16 protein-coding genes are annotated in these 15,278 nt (G+C 63.8%); 12 read left to right on the top strand and 4 right to left on the bottom strand.

What is annotated here, in order from left to right:
- Positions 1 to 212: 212 nt before the first annotated feature.
- The 9 genes from LB571_RS17825 (at position 213) to LB571_RS17785 (ending at position 8,272) form a co-directional block, all read left to right on the top strand.
- A complete protein-coding gene (locus tag LB571_RS17825; RefSeq protein ID WP_015315897.1) occupies positions 213 to 881 on the top strand; it encodes a response regulator transcription factor in 669 nt (222 codons plus the stop codon).
- A 79-nt stretch (positions 882 to 960) separates the two neighbouring features.
- Positions 961 to 2,220: a flagellar hook protein FlgE gene (locus LB571_RS17820; RefSeq protein ID WP_140661810.1), complete on the top strand. Its 1,260-nt coding sequence runs from the start codon at positions 961 to 963 to the stop codon at positions 2,218 to 2,220.
- Positions 2,221 to 2,247: 27 nt separating this feature from the next.
- Positions 2,248 to 3,702: a flagellar hook-associated protein FlgK gene (flgK, locus tag LB571_RS17815; protein ID WP_015315895.1), complete on the top strand. Its 1,455-nt coding sequence runs from the start codon at positions 2,248 to 2,250 to the stop codon at positions 3,700 to 3,702.
- Positions 3,703 to 3,705: 3 nt separating this feature from the next.
- Positions 3,706 to 4,749 (top strand): flagellar hook-associated family protein, encoded by a 1,044-nt coding sequence (locus LB571_RS17810; RefSeq protein WP_015315894.1) that lies wholly within the window; start codon positions 3,706 to 3,708, stop codon positions 4,747 to 4,749.
- A gap of 28 nt (positions 4,750 to 4,777) precedes the next feature.
- Positions 4,778 to 5,125 (top strand): flagellar biosynthesis regulator FlaF, encoded by a 348-nt coding sequence (gene flaF / locus LB571_RS17805; RefSeq protein ID WP_015315893.1) that lies wholly within the window; start codon positions 4,778 to 4,780, stop codon positions 5,123 to 5,125.
- The gene (gene flbT, locus LB571_RS17800) at positions 5,122 to 5,565 is read left to right on the top strand and encodes a flagellar biosynthesis repressor FlbT (protein WP_015315892.1); all 444 of its coding nucleotides are present in this window, start codon (positions 5,122 to 5,124) and stop codon (positions 5,563 to 5,565) included. The genes flaF and flbT overlap by 4 nt, the downstream gene beginning before the upstream one ends.
- The gene (gene flgD / locus LB571_RS17795) at positions 5,565 to 5,972 is read left to right on the top strand and encodes a flagellar hook assembly protein FlgD (RefSeq protein WP_140619436.1); all 408 of its coding nucleotides are present in this window, start codon (positions 5,565 to 5,567) and stop codon (positions 5,970 to 5,972) included. The genes flbT and flgD overlap by 1 nt, the downstream gene beginning before the upstream one ends.
- 13 nt (positions 5,973 to 5,985) lie before the next feature.
- The gene (gene fliQ, locus LB571_RS17790) at positions 5,986 to 6,252 is read left to right on the top strand and encodes a flagellar biosynthesis protein FliQ (protein WP_013893193.1); all 267 of its coding nucleotides are present in this window, start codon (positions 5,986 to 5,988) and stop codon (positions 6,250 to 6,252) included.
- Between the two features lie 376 nt (positions 6,253 to 6,628).
- Positions 6,629 to 8,272 carry an MFS transporter gene (locus LB571_RS17785; RefSeq protein ID WP_015315890.1) on the top strand — a complete coding sequence of 548 codons (1,644 nt, stop codon included), beginning with the start codon at positions 6,629 to 6,631 and terminating at the stop codon, positions 8,270 to 8,272.
- A 22-nt stretch (positions 8,273 to 8,294) separates the two neighbouring features.
- Here the strand turns inward: LB571_RS17785 and LB571_RS17780 are convergent, their stop codons facing one another.
- Together LB571_RS17780 and LB571_RS17775 are read right to left on the bottom strand one after the other, a co-directional pair.
- On the bottom strand, positions 8,295 to 10,076 hold the full coding sequence (locus tag LB571_RS17780) for a chloride channel protein (protein ID WP_140661808.1): 1,782 nt from the start codon (positions 10,074 to 10,076) through the stop codon (positions 8,295 to 8,297).
- Positions 10,077 to 10,310: 234 nt separating this feature from the next.
- Positions 10,311 to 10,610, bottom strand: a complete 300-nt coding sequence (locus LB571_RS17775) for a putative quinol monooxygenase (protein ID WP_015315888.1) — start codon at positions 10,608 to 10,610, stop codon at positions 10,311 to 10,313.
- A 115-nt stretch (positions 10,611 to 10,725) separates the two neighbouring features.
- Here LB571_RS17775 and flhA point away from each other — a divergent pair, with 115 nt between their 5' ends.
- From flhA to LB571_RS17760, 3 genes are read left to right on the top strand one after another with little or no spacing between them, the layout of a single operon-like run.
- Positions 10,726 to 12,813, top strand: a complete 2,088-nt coding sequence (gene flhA, locus LB571_RS17770; protein ID WP_015315887.1) for a flagellar biosynthesis protein FlhA — start codon at positions 10,726 to 10,728, stop codon at positions 12,811 to 12,813.
- A complete protein-coding gene (gene fliR / locus LB571_RS17765; RefSeq protein ID WP_140619428.1) occupies positions 12,810 to 13,562 on the top strand; it encodes a flagellar biosynthetic protein FliR in 753 nt (250 codons plus the stop codon). The genes flhA and fliR overlap by 4 nt, the downstream gene beginning before the upstream one ends.
- A 1-nt stretch (position 13,563) precedes the next feature.
- Entirely contained in the window at positions 13,564 to 13,947 is a 384-nt protein-coding gene (locus LB571_RS17760; protein ID WP_224596423.1) for a hypothetical protein, read from the top strand.
- Between the two features lie 30 nt (positions 13,948 to 13,977).
- Here LB571_RS17760 and LB571_RS17755 read toward each other — a convergent pair whose 3' ends face one another.
- Positions 13,978 to 14,847 carry a DUF1194 domain-containing protein gene (locus LB571_RS17755; RefSeq protein WP_224596421.1) on the bottom strand — a complete coding sequence of 290 codons (870 nt, stop codon included), beginning with the start codon at positions 14,845 to 14,847 and terminating at the stop codon, positions 13,978 to 13,980.
- Between the two features lie 43 nt (positions 14,848 to 14,890).
- On the bottom strand, positions 14,891 to 15,175 hold the full coding sequence (locus LB571_RS17750; RefSeq protein ID WP_224596419.1) for a hypothetical protein: 285 nt from the start codon (positions 15,173 to 15,175) through the stop codon (positions 14,891 to 14,893).
- Positions 15,176 to 15,278 lie beyond the last annotated feature (103 nt).

The raw sequence follows: 15,278 nt of genomic DNA, 5'->3' as shown, positions 1-15,278 counted from the left end.
ACTTCTAATACATCAGTCCCGTGGCTGCGAAGCGATCGATTCGACTTGGCCGAGACTTGGGCCCCCAAGCATATCTGGCTGCACGCTAATGCAACCGATACGATTCCGGACTCCCAAGAAACTAGTTACAAGAAATGACGGTTGTTCAGGATTCCCGCCAGCGGATACGCCTTTCCCCACGGGGCAAATGTGCTGATTCGGAGGCGGGGCCGATGATCGTTATCGTTGACGAGCGAGAGCTCGTGACAGAGGGCTACAATTCACTTTTCGACCGCGAGGGGATCGCCTGCGCCGGTTTCGCGCCGGGCGAGTTCGGCGAGTGGGTCAACTCGGCCGCCGACACCGATCTGCGATCGGTGCGGGCCTTCCTGATCGGCGACTGTCGCGACGGCGCGATCTCGCCGCGCCAGATCCGCGACCGCACCGGAGCTCCGGTCATTGCGCTCAGCGAGCAGCATTCGCTGGAAAACACGCTGCGGTTGTTCGAGAGCGGCGTCGATGACGTCATCCGCAAGCCGGTGCACATCCGCGAAATCCTGGCCCGCATCACCGCCATCCGCCGCCGCGCCAGCGAGGATGTCGCCTATACCGAGATCGGCGCCATGCGCATCTTCATGGACGGCCGCGATCCCGAGATCGACGGGCAGCCGCTGCCCTTACCGCGCCGCGAGCGCCGTATCCTGGAATATCTGGCGAGCAACCGTGGCCGCCGCGTCACCAAGACCCAGGTGTTCAATGCCATTTACGGCATCTTCGACGAAGAGGTCGAAGAGAACGTGGTTGAAAGCCACATCAGCAAGTTGCGCAAGAAACTGCGCGAGAAGCTGGGCACCGACCCGATCGATTCCAAGCGCTTCCTCGGCTACCGGCTCGTGTTCTGATGCGGCACCGCGCCAGCCTCGCGCAAGACAGGACGCGTAGCCTCGAAGCCAGTGGCATGGATATTGCGGAGACATCTCGATGAGCCTCTACGGAATGATGCGGACCGGCGTTTCGGGCATGAACGCCCAGGCGAACCGCCTGTCGACGACAGCCGACAACATCGCCAACTCCGATACCACCGGCTACAAGCGGTCCTCGGCCGAATTTTCGACATTGATCATGCCGTCGACCGGTGGCGCCTATAATTCCGGCGGCGTCACCACCACGATCCGCCAGGCGGTCAGCGATCCGGGCGTACTTCAATACACGACCTCGGTCTCCGACCTTGCCGTCAGCGGCGATGGTTTCTTCGTCGTCCAGGATCCAAGCGGCACGCCTTTCCTGACCCGCGCCGGCGCCTTCGTTCCCGACGCACAGGGCCGGCTGGTCAATGCCGCCGGTTTCCAGCTGATGGCCTACAGCTACGCCAATGGCACGCCGGCGGCCACGGTGAACGGCTTCGAAGGTCTCGAGCCGGTTGTCATCTCCGACCAGGGACTGACCGCGACGCCGAGCACCCAAGGCAATTTCAGCGGCAATCTGCCGGCAGGTGCGACACCGGTCGCTGCCATCAACCTGCCCAGCACGAACTCGGCGGGAGCGCAGTATACTTCGAAGTCGTCGATGGTCGCCTATGACAATCTCGGCAACAAGAAGTTGCTCGACGTCTATTTCACCAACACCGGCGCAGGCACCTGGGAGGTGGCGGTCTTCGACCAGTCGAAGGCGACAGCCGGAACTGGCTTCCCCTACGCTGCCGGCGGCGCCCTGGGCACGGCCAACCTGACCTTCGATACCACCACCGGCAAGCTCACCGGCACCCCGACCGGCATTTCATTCACCGTACCGGGCGGCGCCAGCCTTGCCCTCGACCTGTCAAAGCTGACCCAGCTCGGCACCGGCTTCACCGTCACCGACGCCCAGGTGAACGGCAACGCGCCGAGCACCATCGACAAGGTGCAGATCAGCAAGGACGGCACCATCTACGCCCAGTACAAGGATGGCACCTCCAAGCCGCTCTACAAAATTCCGCTGGCCGACGTGCAGAGCCCTGACCAGCTCAAGGCGCTGCCTGGCAATGTCTACGCGCAAGGCACCGACTCCGGTGCGATCCGTGTCGGCTTTGCCAACGAAGGCAAGGCCGGTTCGATCATCTCGGGCGCGCTCGAAAATTCCAACGTCGATATCGCGGAGGAATTGACCGACATGATCGCGGCCCAGCGCAGCTACACCGCCAATTCCAAAGTCTTCCAGACCGGTTCCGACCTGATGGACGTCCTTGTCAACCTGAAGAGATAAACCGGGCTTCGCCCGTGAAAGACCAGCATGTCGCTTTCCTCCGCACTGAGCATCGCCCAATCGGCGCTTCTGGCCACCTCGCGGCAGACAAGCGTCGTCACGCGCAACGTGGCAGACGCCGACAATCCGAACTATTCGCGCCGCATCGCGCTGGTCACCAGCACGACGCCCGGCGCGCGTTCGGTTGATGTCCAGCGTGCGGCCAACGACCTGCTGTTTCGCCAGAACCTCGGCGCTCTGTCCGCCTATGCCGGCCAGAGCGCGCTCTACAACGGCATGGATCAGCTCGACGTCTCGGTGAATGGCGTCGACAACGCCTCCTCGCCTTCGACAGCGATCGGCAATCTGCAGCAGGCGTTGCAGCTGTACGCCACCTCACCGTCCAACCAGAATCTTGGCTCGAGCGTCATCGACGCGGCCAAACAGGTCGTGCGGTCCCTGAATGAAGGCTCCAAGGCCATTCAGGATTTTCGTACCCAAACCGACGGCCAGATCGATACCGCCGTCAAGGATCTCAACTCGCTGCTCAACCAGTTCCAGGATGCCAACACCGCGGTCATGTCCGGAACCCGTTCAGGCACCGACGTTTCCGATGCGCTCGACCAACGCGACGCATTGTTGAAGAAGATCGCCAATTACATTCCGGTGTCGACCTTCACGCGTGGCGACAACGACATGGTCATCACCACGGGTGACGGCACGACATTGTTCGAGACGATCCCACGCACCGTCAGCTTCGCCCCGTCTTCGGGGTACGCCGCGGGTGCGGCCGGCAACACGGTCTATATCGACAACGTACCGGTCTCGGCGGGCAGCGGCGGCAACACCACCGCCAGCGGCACCATTGCCGGCCTGCTGCAATTGCGCGACGGCGTCGCCTCGACCATGCAGAGCCAGCTCGACGAAACCGCGCGCGGCCTGATCACCGCCTTTGCCGAAACGGCACCGTCGATGCCCAATGCGGCGGGCCTGTTCACCTGGTCGGGCGCACCGGCGGTGCCAGCCGCGGGCACGCTCGTCGACGGCCTTGCTGGAACGATCAAGATCAATGCCGCGATGGATCCCAGCACCGGCGGCAACCCGACATTGCTGCGCGATGGGGGGGCCAATGGCGTCGCCTACGTCGCCAACACCACTGGCGGGGCTTCATACTCCAACCTTCTGGTCGCCTATGGCGACCAGCTCGACAAGCCGATGACGTTCGATCCCTTGGCCGGGATTTCGGCAACCTCCAGCGTTGCCGACTACGCCGCCAATTCGATCGGCTGGTTGCAGGGCGTTCGTCAGCAGGCTTCGACCGCCGCCGACGCCAAGGAAGCCCTGGCACAGCGCAGTGCCGATGCCTTGTCCAACGCAACGGGCGTCAATGTCGATCAGGAAATGTCGCTGATGCTCGATCTCGAGCACACCTATCAGGCATCCGCCCGGATGATGAAGACCATCGACGACATGATGACGGCGCTGTTGAGCGCGGTGGGATAAGCCATGACCTTTGTCTCCTCTGCTGCCCTTACGAATGCCATGCGCTATCAGCAGATGCGCATGCAGGCCGATCTCGTCAAAGCCACGAAAGAGTCCTCGACCGGCAAGGTCGCCGATGTCGGTCTGGCACTTGGTGGACGTACCGCCCAGTCCGTCACCTTTTCGCGCGACCTCGACCGGCTCAACGTCGTTGTCGATTCCAACGGACTGGTGGCCGCCCGGCTCTCATCCACCCAGACCTCGCTCGGCCAGCTCTCCAGCGTCGCGCAGACTTTCCTGTCCAGCCTGACCACCGCGTCGTCGGGCGACAACTCCGACAGCCTGACCCAATCGACCGGCCAGACAACGATCCAGCAGCTTACGTCGATCCTCAACACCAGCGTCAACGGCGAATATCTGTTCGCTGGCACCAACACCGACGTCAAGCCGATCAACGATTTCACGGCCGCCGGCTCTCCCGCCAAGGCTGCCTTTGACGCCTCCTTCGTCGCCAAGTTCGGCTTCCCGCCCAGTGATCCGGCCGCGGCCAACATCACCGCGGCCCAGATGGACGATTTCATCACCAACGATGTCACGCCGCAGTTCCTCGGCGCGGGCTGGCAGACCAACATGTCGAACGCGACCGACCAGCAGATCGTCAGCCGCATCGCGCTCAACGAAACCACCGAGACCTCGACCGGGGCCAACAGCGACGGCATCAGGAAGCTCGCCATGGCGGCGGCCTTGGTCTCCAGCCTGATGTCCACCAACATCAGCCAGGCGGCGAAGGACACCATCATCGACCACTCGCAGAAATTGGTCGGCGAGGCGCTGAGCGGCATCGCCCAGGTCCAATCCCAGACCGGCATCGTGCAGAAGCGCGTCTCCGATGCCAGCGACCGCATGAAGACGCAGATCGACCTGTTCGAACGGCACATTCTGGATCTCGAGGCAGTCGATCCGGCGGAAGCGGCGACCCGCGTCGCCAATCTGACGCAGCATATCGAGACGTCTTTCGCCCTGACGGCGCGCCTGCAGCAGCTCAGCCTGTTGAATTACCTGACCTGACACCTCCAGCGGAACGGTAGAGCCACCGATGTACCAATTCTCCTACGCCGACGTTCAGAGCACCTCCGTCGCGGACGCCAAGGACCGCGAGCGGGACCTCCTGACCCGCTCGATCGACATGCTGTCGGCCGCCGCCGCGGCAGGCCAGCATTCGATGGAGGCGGTCGAGGCGCTGCATTTCACCAATCGCGTCTGGACCACCTTCGTCGAGGATCTCGGTTCCAGCGACAATGCGCTCCCCAAGGAGTTGCGCGCCAACCTGATCTCCATCGGCCTGTGGCTGCTGCGCGAGGCCGAGGACATCCGCCAGGGCCGCACCGACAATTTCGAGGGGCTGATCGAAGTATCCCAGATCATCCGCGACGGCATTCAATGACCAACACGTTGAAGTTATCGCTGAAGCCCAATGAGAAGATCTACATCAACGGCGCGGTCATCCGCGTCGACCGCAAGGTCACCATCGAGCTGATGAACGACGTGCAGTTCCTGCTCGAGAGCCATGTGATCCAAGCAGACGACGCGTCGACGCCATTGCGGCAGCTCTATTTCATCGTGCAGGTCATGCTGATAAACCCCGCTGGCGCCGACGAAGCGCGCGAGATGTTCCGCCGCTCGCTGCCACTGCTCATTGCAAGTTTCGAAGACGCCGAGATCGGCAGCGCGCTGAAACAGGTCGACCGCATGGTCGGCGAGGATCACATCTACGAGGCCTTGAAGGCGATCCGTTCGCTTTATCCTCTCGAACGCCGCGCGCTTGGCGGCAATGACGATGTTCCGGGCGCCGCGCGCCCGCTGGCCGTGGGAGCACGATACTGATGACCGTGGACATGACGACGACGGTGCCGGTTGGCGCCAACCAGGCCACCACGTCGACCTCGAAGACGGCGGTAGACTATCAGTCCTTCCTGAAGCTTCTGATCGCTGAGATGAAGAACCAGGATCCGACCAAACCGATGGATTCGACGGCGTATGTCGCCCAGCTCGCCACCTTCTCCCAGGTCGAGCAATCGGTGCAGACCAACACCAAGCTCGACCAGATCATGCAGTCCTCGGCGCTGTCGCAGGCCGACGCTCTCATAGGCCGCAACATCACCTCGGCCGATGGCAAGACAACGGGCACGGTGGCGTCGGTGACGCTTGGCAGCAACGGACTGATCGCGGTGTTGCAGGATGGCACCACGGTCCCTGTCGGCGCGGGCGTGTCGATCAAGCCGGCGAGCTAGGCCAACCGCCGACATGAATGAGGCCGACGCACTCGACATCGTCCAGTATGCGGTGTGGACGGTGCTGACCGCATCCGCTCCGGTGGTCCTGGTCGCCATGGCGGTCGGCATTGGCATCGCCTTGATCCAGGCGTTGACACAGGTCCAGGAAATCACCTTGACCTTCGTGCCCAAGATCGTCGCCATCATGCTGGTGGTGGCGCTTACGGGTCCCTTCATCGGCGGCCAGATATCGGCCTTCACCAATGTCATCTTCGAGCGCATCCAGAACGGTTTCTGAGCGATTTCCAGCAAGGGTGCTCGACGCTTCCGCCCAGATTTGCGCCGGGATGGAACGCAGCTAGCAGGCGTCCGGGTTGCGGCTAATGCATGTCGCCCGGAAGTGGTTCCCGGTTCCGGAACAACGACGTGCATAGAATCAGAAGCTTACAGCAGGTCGGGCGAATCCGGTTCGCCGCGACATGCTGTGGAGTGCCATTCAGGGCGCGACGGTTTGCGGTGGCGGCGCCAGCGTGTGGCCCTTCGCTATCCCCTTGTTGGACCATGATCTTCCCTGCAAGGCATTCGCCCTTTGCGCCGCGATGCCATAGTTTCGGCAAATCATGCGGGGAAACGGATTCCCGCAAGGATCAGCGCGCCGTGGCAGGAACCCATCCATGATTGACGAGAAGCCGGATAGCGAAAGCGTCTCGGCGCTGGCGCCGTTCCGGCATGGCATCTTCCGGGCCGTATGGGGCGCGAGCCTCGTCTCCAATTTCGGCGGCTTGATCCAGGGCGTCGGCGCCGCCTGGATGATGACCACCATCGCCACCTCGCCCTATCAGGTCGCCCTGGTCCAGGCCTCGACCACCTTGCCGATCATGCTGTTCGCGCTTGTCGCCGGCGCCATCGCCGATAGCTTCGACCGCCGCAAGGTGATGCTGGTCGCCCAGACCTTCATGCTGGTCGTTTCGGTGCTTTTGACCGCGTTCACCTATTTGGACCTGATCACGCCGTGGACGCTGCTGGCCTTTACCTTCCTGATCGACAGCGGCACGGCACTCAACAGCCCGTCATGGCAGGCCTCCGTCGGCGACATCGTTCCGCGCAACAAGGTGCCTGCCGCCGTGGCGCTGAATTCCATGGGCTTCAACCTGACACGCAGCGTCGGCCCGGCAATCGGTGGCATCATCGTCGCGGCCGCCGGCGCGGCCGCGGCCTTCGCGGCGAACGCGGTGAGCTATGTCGGGCTTATCGTCGTGCTGGCACGCTGGAAGCCGGATCTACCGGCCTCGACCTTGCCGCGCGAGTCATTGGGGGCCGCCATGGGCGCCGGCCTGCGCTACGTCGCCATGTCGCCGAATATCGGCAAGGTGCTGGTCAGGGGCGCCGCCTTTGGCTTCAGCGCCGGCGCGGTGCTGGCGCTGCTGCCGCTGGTGGCGCGCGATGTGGTCAAGGGCGATGCGCTGACCTACGGCATCATGCTGGGCGCCTTCGGCATCGGCGCCGTCGGCGGGGCGCTGATCAGCGTGCGGCTGCGGCAGCTGCTCTCCAGCGAGACGATGGTGCGCTGTGCCTTCGCCGGCTTTGCGGCCTGCGCCTTCAACGCCGCCGTCAGCCAGCATGCCTGGCAGACCTCGCTCGGCCTGCTGGTCGGCGGTGCCTGCTGGGTGATCGCGCTCTCGCATTTCAACGTCACCGTGCAGATGGCGACACCGCGCTGGGTGGTCGGCCGGGTTCTGTCGGTCTACCAGACCGCAACCTTCGGCGGCATAGCACTGGGCAGCTGGATCTGGGGTGTCGTCGCCGACGCGCATGGCGCCGAGACGGCGCTGATCGCCGCGGCCATCGCCATGCTGGCCGGGGGCGCCATCGGCCTCGTGCTGCCGCTGCCGCAACAGCAGGTGCTCAACCTCGACCCGCTCAACCGCTTCAAGGAGCCGCACCTGGCACTTGACCTGAAGCCGCGCAGCGGTCCGATCGCCATTATGATCGAATACATCATCCGGCACGAGGACGAGGCGGAATTCCTCGCCACCATGGCCGAGCGCGGCCGCATCCGCCGTCGCGACGGCGCCCGCAACTGGACACTGGCGCGCGATCTCGAAAATCCGTCGATCTGGATCGAGCACTACCACACGCCGACCTGGCTCGAATATGTCAGGCATAACGGTCGCATCACCCAAGCCGACGCCATGGTCGGCGAGCGCTTGCGGGCGCTGCACTCGGGCAACGAGCCGCCGCGCGTGCGCCGCGTCATCGAGCGCCCGACGACCGCCGGCACCGCGTTGGTGATGGCCAAGGGGCCGATCGAGCACTGACGAATTCAAAGGTTCGCGGCGCCTACCCCTCTCCCGACAGGTCCCGGCGGGCCTTTTCGAGTTCCTCGGCATAGCGCCGCATCAAATGGCCCTCGGTCAGCAGCCCGAGCACGATGTGGTCGGCGAAGTCCTCGACCACGGCCAGTTCCTCGGCGCCGGCGCGCTGGAAGGTCTCGGCGGCGGCCTGCACGTTCATGCTGGGCACCAGGACGGCATCCTTGTACTGGGCAAGGTCGCGCACCGGCACCTCGCCCCCGGAGGGATCGCTATGCAGTTCGGCCACGATCAGCACGCCGACATACTCATCCCCCGGGTCGACGGCGATCACGCGCTGGGCCGAACCCAGCGGGAATTCCTTGCGGAAGGCGGCCAGCGTCGTCGACGCATCGACGGTCTTGATGTCCTCGCGCATCATCGAGCCGACGGTCAGGCTGCGCATCCAGCCGACATCGTGGGCGCTGCGGATCGTCTCGCCGCGCAGGTGGAAGCGCCAGGTCGAGAACGAATAACCGAAGGTCTCGCGCACCAGGATCGCCGCCATGATCGAGGCGGCCAGCACCACGCCGGTGAGCGTCAGGTCGCGGGTCGATTCCAGCGCCAGGAAGGTCATGGTCAGAGGCCCGCCGACGACGCCGACGGCAAGCGACGTCATGCCGACAACGGCGGCGACGGAGGGGTCGATACCGGTCGCCGGCGACACGAGCGCCATGACACCGGCGAACGACTTGCCTAGTAGCGCACCAAGGAACAGCGAGGCGAAGAACAATCCGCCGCGAAAGCCCGAACCCAGTGAGATCGCCGACGCCGCCAGCTTCAGCACGAAGACGCTGGCCACCACCGCCAGCCCGTAATTCATGGCGAACTCGCGATGCAGCGCGCCGTGGCCGCTGGACAGGACCTGCGGCGTGATCAGGCCGAGGAGGCCGACCAGCACACCACCGATGACGGGGCGCAGCGAGGCGTCGACCGACAGGCGGTTGAACCCACGCTCGATCAACGTCACGAGTTGCATGATGGCGATCGAGGCAGCACCGCCAAGCAGGCCGAGCAACAGGAAAGGCACATATTGGCTGGCGGTGAGTTGCGGCAACCCTGAAAGCTCGAGCGGAAAGGGCACGCCGCCGAACACTTCCGCCGTCAGCGACGCCGAGATCGCGGCCGTCATGACAGGGGCGACATTGGCGACCGAGTAGATGCCGATGACCAGTTCGAAACCGTAGAAGGCGCCCGTCAGCGGCGCGTCGAAGGCGGCCGATATGGCGCCGGCGGCACCACAGCCAACCAGGATGCGGACGTCGTTGCGGCGCAACCGGAAAGCGCGCGCCAGCCGTGAGGCGACGCCTGAGCCGACCTGCGTGTAGCCCGCCTCCAGACCGACCGAAGCGCCGAAGCCGCTGGAAATCATCGTCTGCACGACGATGATGAAGGTATCGGTCAGAGACATGCGCCCGCCATAGAGCGCGTTGGCCTCGATCGGATCGACCGGCGTGCGGAATTTCCGGAGCCTCAGCCAGACCACCGATATCCCGAGCAGGATACCGCCGATCGCCGGGATCAGCGCCTGTATCGGATTGGCGAGCGAGAACATGCCAGACAGGCGCCCGCCGGGCTGGACGCCGAACAGCAGCCCGTGCAGGTCCTGTACGATCTGGCTCATCGCGGTGACCAGTATGCCAGCCATGACGCCGATAACGCCCGCCAGCATGACGACGGCGATACCGCGCGCCTCCAGCAGAGGGACTGACCTCAAAAGAACCGCGCGCAGCCGGCGGGCGTAGACTTGGGGTTGGTTTCTGGAAAGCACCGGGGCGGCTCGCCGATATCAAGGCAAAGGAAGACCCGCCTGATACGCCGGGCGGCACGTCGTGACAACCACAATGCCGACATCAAAGGCGCCATTATGGCCGCGAAACCGCCCGATCCGGCCTTTCCCGCTTTGGGCCGACGGGGCCGCCCGCCAGTTGCGAACTAACCGTGCCCTTTCAGCACAATGCGTCCACCGAGCCGGAGCGCGGCAAGGATCCGGGCGCCGGACCGCTCAGGTCGGCATGGCTTCGCCGGCCTCGTAGAGCACGAGATTGCGCTCGCCGATGCCGAGCCCCGGCCAGCTCGCGCGCCAGTCGGCAAGATGCGGCGAGCGGAAATGCGCATCCAGGGCCGGTCTGGCGCGCCACACCTCGGTGATCCGGATCAAACCGGGATCAAGCACATCCTGCGCATAGGAATATTCAAGGCAGCCGTCCTCGGCGCGGCTGGCGCGAACCATGCGCTCCATCACCGGCCTTGCCTCGTCGAGCCTGTCGGGCGGCAGGCGGATCGTACCGATGATCAGCAGCATGAGGTGTCCTTCGCGAGAGAGTCGATTCCGTCACTCTCCCACCCTCGCGCAAGCTTGGCCAGCTACCCTCGCCGGGCTGTCGCATGCTCGGCAGCCCAGGGTTTCGAGGACGAGAATGGCGATCAGCGAAAGCATCCAGCCCGGCGCGGTGGCCAAGAACGGCCGCGACGTCTTCTTCGCGCTCGGCATCGTCGTCATCCTGGCCGTGCTGTTCCTGCCGATCCCGGCCTTTCTCATCGACATCGGGCTTGCCTTCTCGATCGCGCTTTCGGTGCTGATCCTGATGGTGGCGCTGTGGATCCAGCGGCCGCTCGATTTCTCGTCCTTCCCGACCGTGCTGCTCATTGCCACCATGCTGCGCCTGTCGCTCAACATCGCCACCACGCGCATGATCCTGTCGCACGGCAATGAGGGCACGCACGCCGCCGGCTATGTCATCGCCGGCTTCTCCAAGCTGGTGATGGCCAGCGATTTCGTCATCGGCCTGATCGTCTTCATGATCCTGATCGTGGTGAACTTCATCGTCATCACCAAGGGCGCCACCCGTATCGCCGAGGTCGGTGCGCGCTTCACCCTCGACGCCATCCCCGGCAAGCAGATGTCGATCGACGCCGACCTCTCCGCCGGCATGATCGACGACAAGACCGCGCAACTGCGCCGCCGCGAACTGGAAGAGGAATCCTCCTTCTTCGGTTCGATGGACGGCGCCTCGAAATTCGTCCGCGGCGACGCCATCGCTGGCCTCATCATCACCGCCATCAACATCGTCGGCGGCATCGCCATCGGCTACATCAGGCACGGCATGGGCATGGGCGAGGCCGCCGACGTGTTCATCAAGCTGTCGGTCGGCGACGGTCTCGTCACTCAGATCCCGGCGCTCATCGTCTCGCTCGCCGCCGGCCTGCTGGTCTCCAAGGGCGGCACGCGCGGCTCGACCAACCAGGCCGTGTTCGGCCAGCTCGGCGCCCATCCGCGCGCGCTCTACGTTGCGGCCGCACTGCTGGTGCTGCTCGGCCTGATGCCCGGCCTGCCACTGTTCCCGTTCTTCGCGCTCGCCGCCGGCATGGCCGGCCTCGGCTATGTCATTCCAATGCGCCACAACCGGGCCGTCGCCGAGGCCGAGGCGCTGAAGAGCCAGGAAAAAGCGAGCAAGGCCGAGGAAGAAAAGAACTCGGTCAAGGCCTCGCTCGCCACCGCCGAGATCGAACTGCTGATCGGCAAGCAGCTTTCCACCCGGCTCCTGGTCTCGCATCAGGAACTGGTCTTCCGCATGTCCAAGATGCGCAAGAAATTCGCCCAGCAGTATGGCTTCGTCGTGCCGGAAGTGCGCGTCGCCGATGACTTCGCCATCCCACCGAAAAGCTATCAGATCAAGGTGCACGGCACCGTGGTCGCCGAATATTCGATGCGCGTCGGCGAGATCATGGTGCTGCTCGGCAACCGCGACATACCCGAAATCCCCGGCGAGGAGATTCGCGAGCCCGCCTTCGGCATGCGCGCCTACTCCGTCATGGAGACCTTCGCCGAGGATCTGAAGCGCGAGAACTTCACCTTCGCCGACAACATGTCGGTGCTGCTCACCCATCTCTCGGAAGTCATCCGCAACAACCTGCCGCAGCTCCTGTCCTACAAGGACATGAAGGCGCTGCTCGAACGCCAGGACCAGGAATACCGTAAGCTCGCCGACGAGATCTGCACCACCCACATCTCCTATCCCGGCCTGCAGGCGGTGCTCAAGCTGCTGCTTGCCGAACGCGTCTCGATCCGCAACCTGCATCTCATCATCGAAGCCATCGCCGAGATCGCGCCGCATGTGCGCCGCACCGAGCAGATCGTCGAACATGTGCGCATCCGCATGGCCCAGCAGATCTGCGGCGACCTCTCCGAAGGCGGCGTGCTCAAGGTGCTGCGCCTCGGCAACCGCTGGGACCTTGCCTTCCACCAGAGCCTCAAGCGCGACGCCAAGGGCGAGGTGCGCGAATTCGACATCGATCCGCGCCAGTTGGAGGAATTCGGCCAGGACGCCACCAAGGCGATCAAGAAACACCTCGAAGCCGGCGAGCGTTTTGTCCTCGTCACCGCGCCCGACGCCCGCCCCTATGTGCGCATGATCATCGAGCGCCTGTTCACCACGCTGCCGGTGCTCTCCCATGTCGAAATCGCCAAGGGCGTCGAGATCAGGGTGCTCGGGACCATATCGTGAGCGTTCTCTCGCAGGCCGTCGTCATCGCGGCGTTCCTCGCCTTCTGCCGCATCGGCGCCTGTTTCATGCTGATGCCTGGCCTGTCCAGCGCCCGCGTCCCGGTCCAGGTCAGGCTGTTCGTCGCGATCGCCGCCACCGGCGGCCTGCTTGCCTTCCTGTGGGACAAGATCTTTCCCTTCGTTGATCCGCGTCCGCAGATCCTGGTGCCGATGATCATCTCGGAGTTGCTGGTCGGCGGGCTGATCGGCGCCATGACCAGGCTCTACATGGAGGCGCTTCGCTTCATGGGCTCGGCCATCGCCATGCTGATCGGCTATGGCGGTTCCGGCGGACCGGCGATCGAGGAACCGGAGCCGCAGGCAGCCCTTGCCGCCATCATTTCGTTCTCGGCGCTGCTGATGCTGTTCGTCTTCGACTTCGATCACGAGATCGTCCGCGCCCTCGTGGCGTCCTACACGGTCGCGCCGGTCAACGTCTTCTTCAACCCGCAGGCGGCGCTGGTCGACATCACCGACACCGTGTCGGACACTTTCTTCCTGGTCATCCGCCTCGGCAGCCCGTTCGTCGCCTATGCCATTCTCGTCAATCTGACGATCGGCTTCGTCAACAAGCTGACGCCGCAGATCCCGATTTATTTCATCTCGCAGCCCTTCGTCATGGCCGGCGGCATGCTGATCTTCTATTTCGCCGCCGGCACCATGCTGTCGCTGTTCGTCGACGGCTTCGTCGACCTCACGCTGGCGAGGTGACATGAGCACGCGCAAGGATCGTCTGAGGAAACTGGTCAAGGTGCAGGGACAGCTGAAAGCCCTGCACGAAACCCGCCACGCCACCTTCGTCGCCGCGGCAAGCGCCGCCGAGACCGAGGCCCGCGAATTGATCGGCCATTTCGACCAGGACAATTCCCTCTCTAGCCTGTTCCCCGATCTCTATCATCGCCGCATCGCCCAGGCCGTCGTGCGCCAGGAGGAGAGCCTGGAAGGCGCGAGACAAGAAGCCGCCCTCATCGCCGCGGCAACCGCCCGCACGAACATGGTCGAGCGCGCCTACAGGGACCTGCGCAACCGCGACGAGCGCGAGAGATCAGACCGCGAGCGGCTGGACCTGATCGCGCAGAAGCGGAGACAGGAGTAATTGGCGGAGCCGGAACGTTGCCCGAACTCATCAATGTTGCGTAGAGAGTCCATCCGCCTGCCGGCTAACGTCCATGCTTACTTCCGTAACCAGCTTGCGGCGAAGGGCCATCACATAGTCACTCGGTCCCTTCGGCGTTATAACGAAGGCTTGGGAGCCGCCAATGACCGATTTGGCAAAATAGGATGCCAACGGTTGATCGGGATCCTCATCCTGCGTTGGAATGGCAATCGCGTTGATTGTATACCCCTTGGCAACGGCGTTCAGCCTGCTCGGCTGAACAGGAAGCCCATCATTATTCTCGCCGTTGGCTGAGATGTCGATTACTTTCTTTGCTGCCGTTCCCGGAAACTGGTCGAGCAGAAGGGCACCGACATCAATAGCCGACGATACGGACGTTCCGCTCCGCCCCCGACGGGCGAAGCCGGTATCTCCTTTCTTGCTGATCACCGATGCGGCCGCTCTGGCTTCTTCCAGCCCGCAGATGTTTGTCCACGGCAGCACGACGCGTGAGTGTCCGGGACTTGACCACTCAAAGTAGGCAACGCTGATGCAGCCGACGTAATTGCGCGCGATGGCGGCGATGATCTCTGGAGAAGTAAGTGCCGCAGCATGACCTTCGCGCTGTAGATCGGCGACCTTTGGATCGACCGAGGATGAGAAATCGACAGCGAATACTACGGCAACATCGACGTTGGCCGCCCAGGCCTGCGGCGCCCAAACCACCGAAGCTCCAAGTGTCCCTACCAGCGCCAAAAATAGGCCGGCACGCTTTGCTGGCCCTTCGGCTGACCGCTCTGTCCCCGATATCAGGGTACCCCTGCATATCGCGCACGCCTGCTCGCGAAAAGAGGCCGCTACGGACAGGGCACCTACGCCCCGATGCATACTACCCAACATGTCATTCTCCACCTCAAGACGGGCATTCTCAAACAGTTACTTTTCAACATGTGGAAATCTCGCGAAGAACCTTGCTCCGCGCGCCGAGCAGCAGCAGATCCGCCTTGGTCCATAGAAGGTAACAGCCCAGCAAACTCAGTTGCATGGCGAGCGCCGCGAAGGACTCGCCCAACCAGACCCGCGGGAAGGTCCCCCCGAGGGCTACGGTTGTCGCTAGCATTGCCGGCAACCGGCTGGCGAGCACTGCACTACGGAAGGGTTCGGGCCAGGCGAGGCCCCATATAGCGGCCGCCAACAGCAGCAGCAAATTGGCTCTGGTCTCAGACACCCGGCACCCCTCAAGCCAAGTTCTTGATGACTCGGCCCCCTAACTCGCCGGACCTAGACAATCCTGCATCACGGCAGCGCTTGAGGGTGGGCCGCTACTGTTT

Source organism: Mesorhizobium sp. BR1-1-4 (genome assembly GCF_020165375.1).
Classification (GTDB): domain Bacteria; phylum Pseudomonadota; class Alphaproteobacteria; order Rhizobiales; family Rhizobiaceae; genus Mesorhizobium; species Mesorhizobium australicum.
This window is presented reverse-complemented; position numbering and strand designations above follow the sequence as displayed.

Excerpts from the sequence above, each read along its gene's own strand:
- LB571_RS17825 (WP_015315897.1), top strand. The coding sequence starts at position 213 with ATGATCGTTATCGTTGACGAGCGAGAGCTCGTGACAGAGGGCTACAAT.
- LB571_RS17820 (WP_140661810.1), top strand. The coding sequence starts at position 961 with ATGAGCCTCTACGGAATGATGCGGACCGGCGTTTCGGGCATGAACGCC.
- flgK (WP_015315895.1), top strand. The coding sequence starts at position 2,248 with ATGTCGCTTTCCTCCGCACTGAGCATCGCCCAATCGGCGCTTCTGGCC.
- LB571_RS17810 (WP_015315894.1), top strand. The coding sequence starts at position 3,706 with ATGACCTTTGTCTCCTCTGCTGCCCTTACGAATGCCATGCGCTATCAG.
- flaF (WP_015315893.1), top strand. The coding sequence starts at position 4,778 with ATGTACCAATTCTCCTACGCCGACGTTCAGAGCACCTCCGTCGCGGAC.
- flbT (WP_015315892.1), top strand. The coding sequence starts at position 5,122 with ATGACCAACACGTTGAAGTTATCGCTGAAGCCCAATGAGAAGATCTAC.
- flgD (WP_140619436.1), top strand. The coding sequence starts at position 5,565 with ATGACCGTGGACATGACGACGACGGTGCCGGTTGGCGCCAACCAGGCC.
- fliQ (WP_013893193.1), top strand. The coding sequence starts at position 5,986 with ATGAATGAGGCCGACGCACTCGACATCGTCCAGTATGCGGTGTGGACG.
- LB571_RS17785 (WP_015315890.1), top strand. The coding sequence starts at position 6,629 with ATGATTGACGAGAAGCCGGATAGCGAAAGCGTCTCGGCGCTGGCGCCG.
- LB571_RS17775 (WP_015315888.1), bottom strand. The coding sequence starts at position 10,610 with ATGCTGCTGATCATCGGTACGATCCGCCTGCCGCCCGACAGGCTCGAC.
- flhA (WP_015315887.1), top strand. The coding sequence starts at position 10,726 with ATGGCGATCAGCGAAAGCATCCAGCCCGGCGCGGTGGCCAAGAACGGC.
- LB571_RS17760 (WP_224596423.1), top strand. The coding sequence starts at position 13,564 with ATGAGCACGCGCAAGGATCGTCTGAGGAAACTGGTCAAGGTGCAGGGA.
- LB571_RS17755 (WP_224596421.1), bottom strand. The coding sequence starts at position 14,847 with ATGTTGGGTAGTATGCATCGGGGCGTAGGTGCCCTGTCCGTAGCGGCC.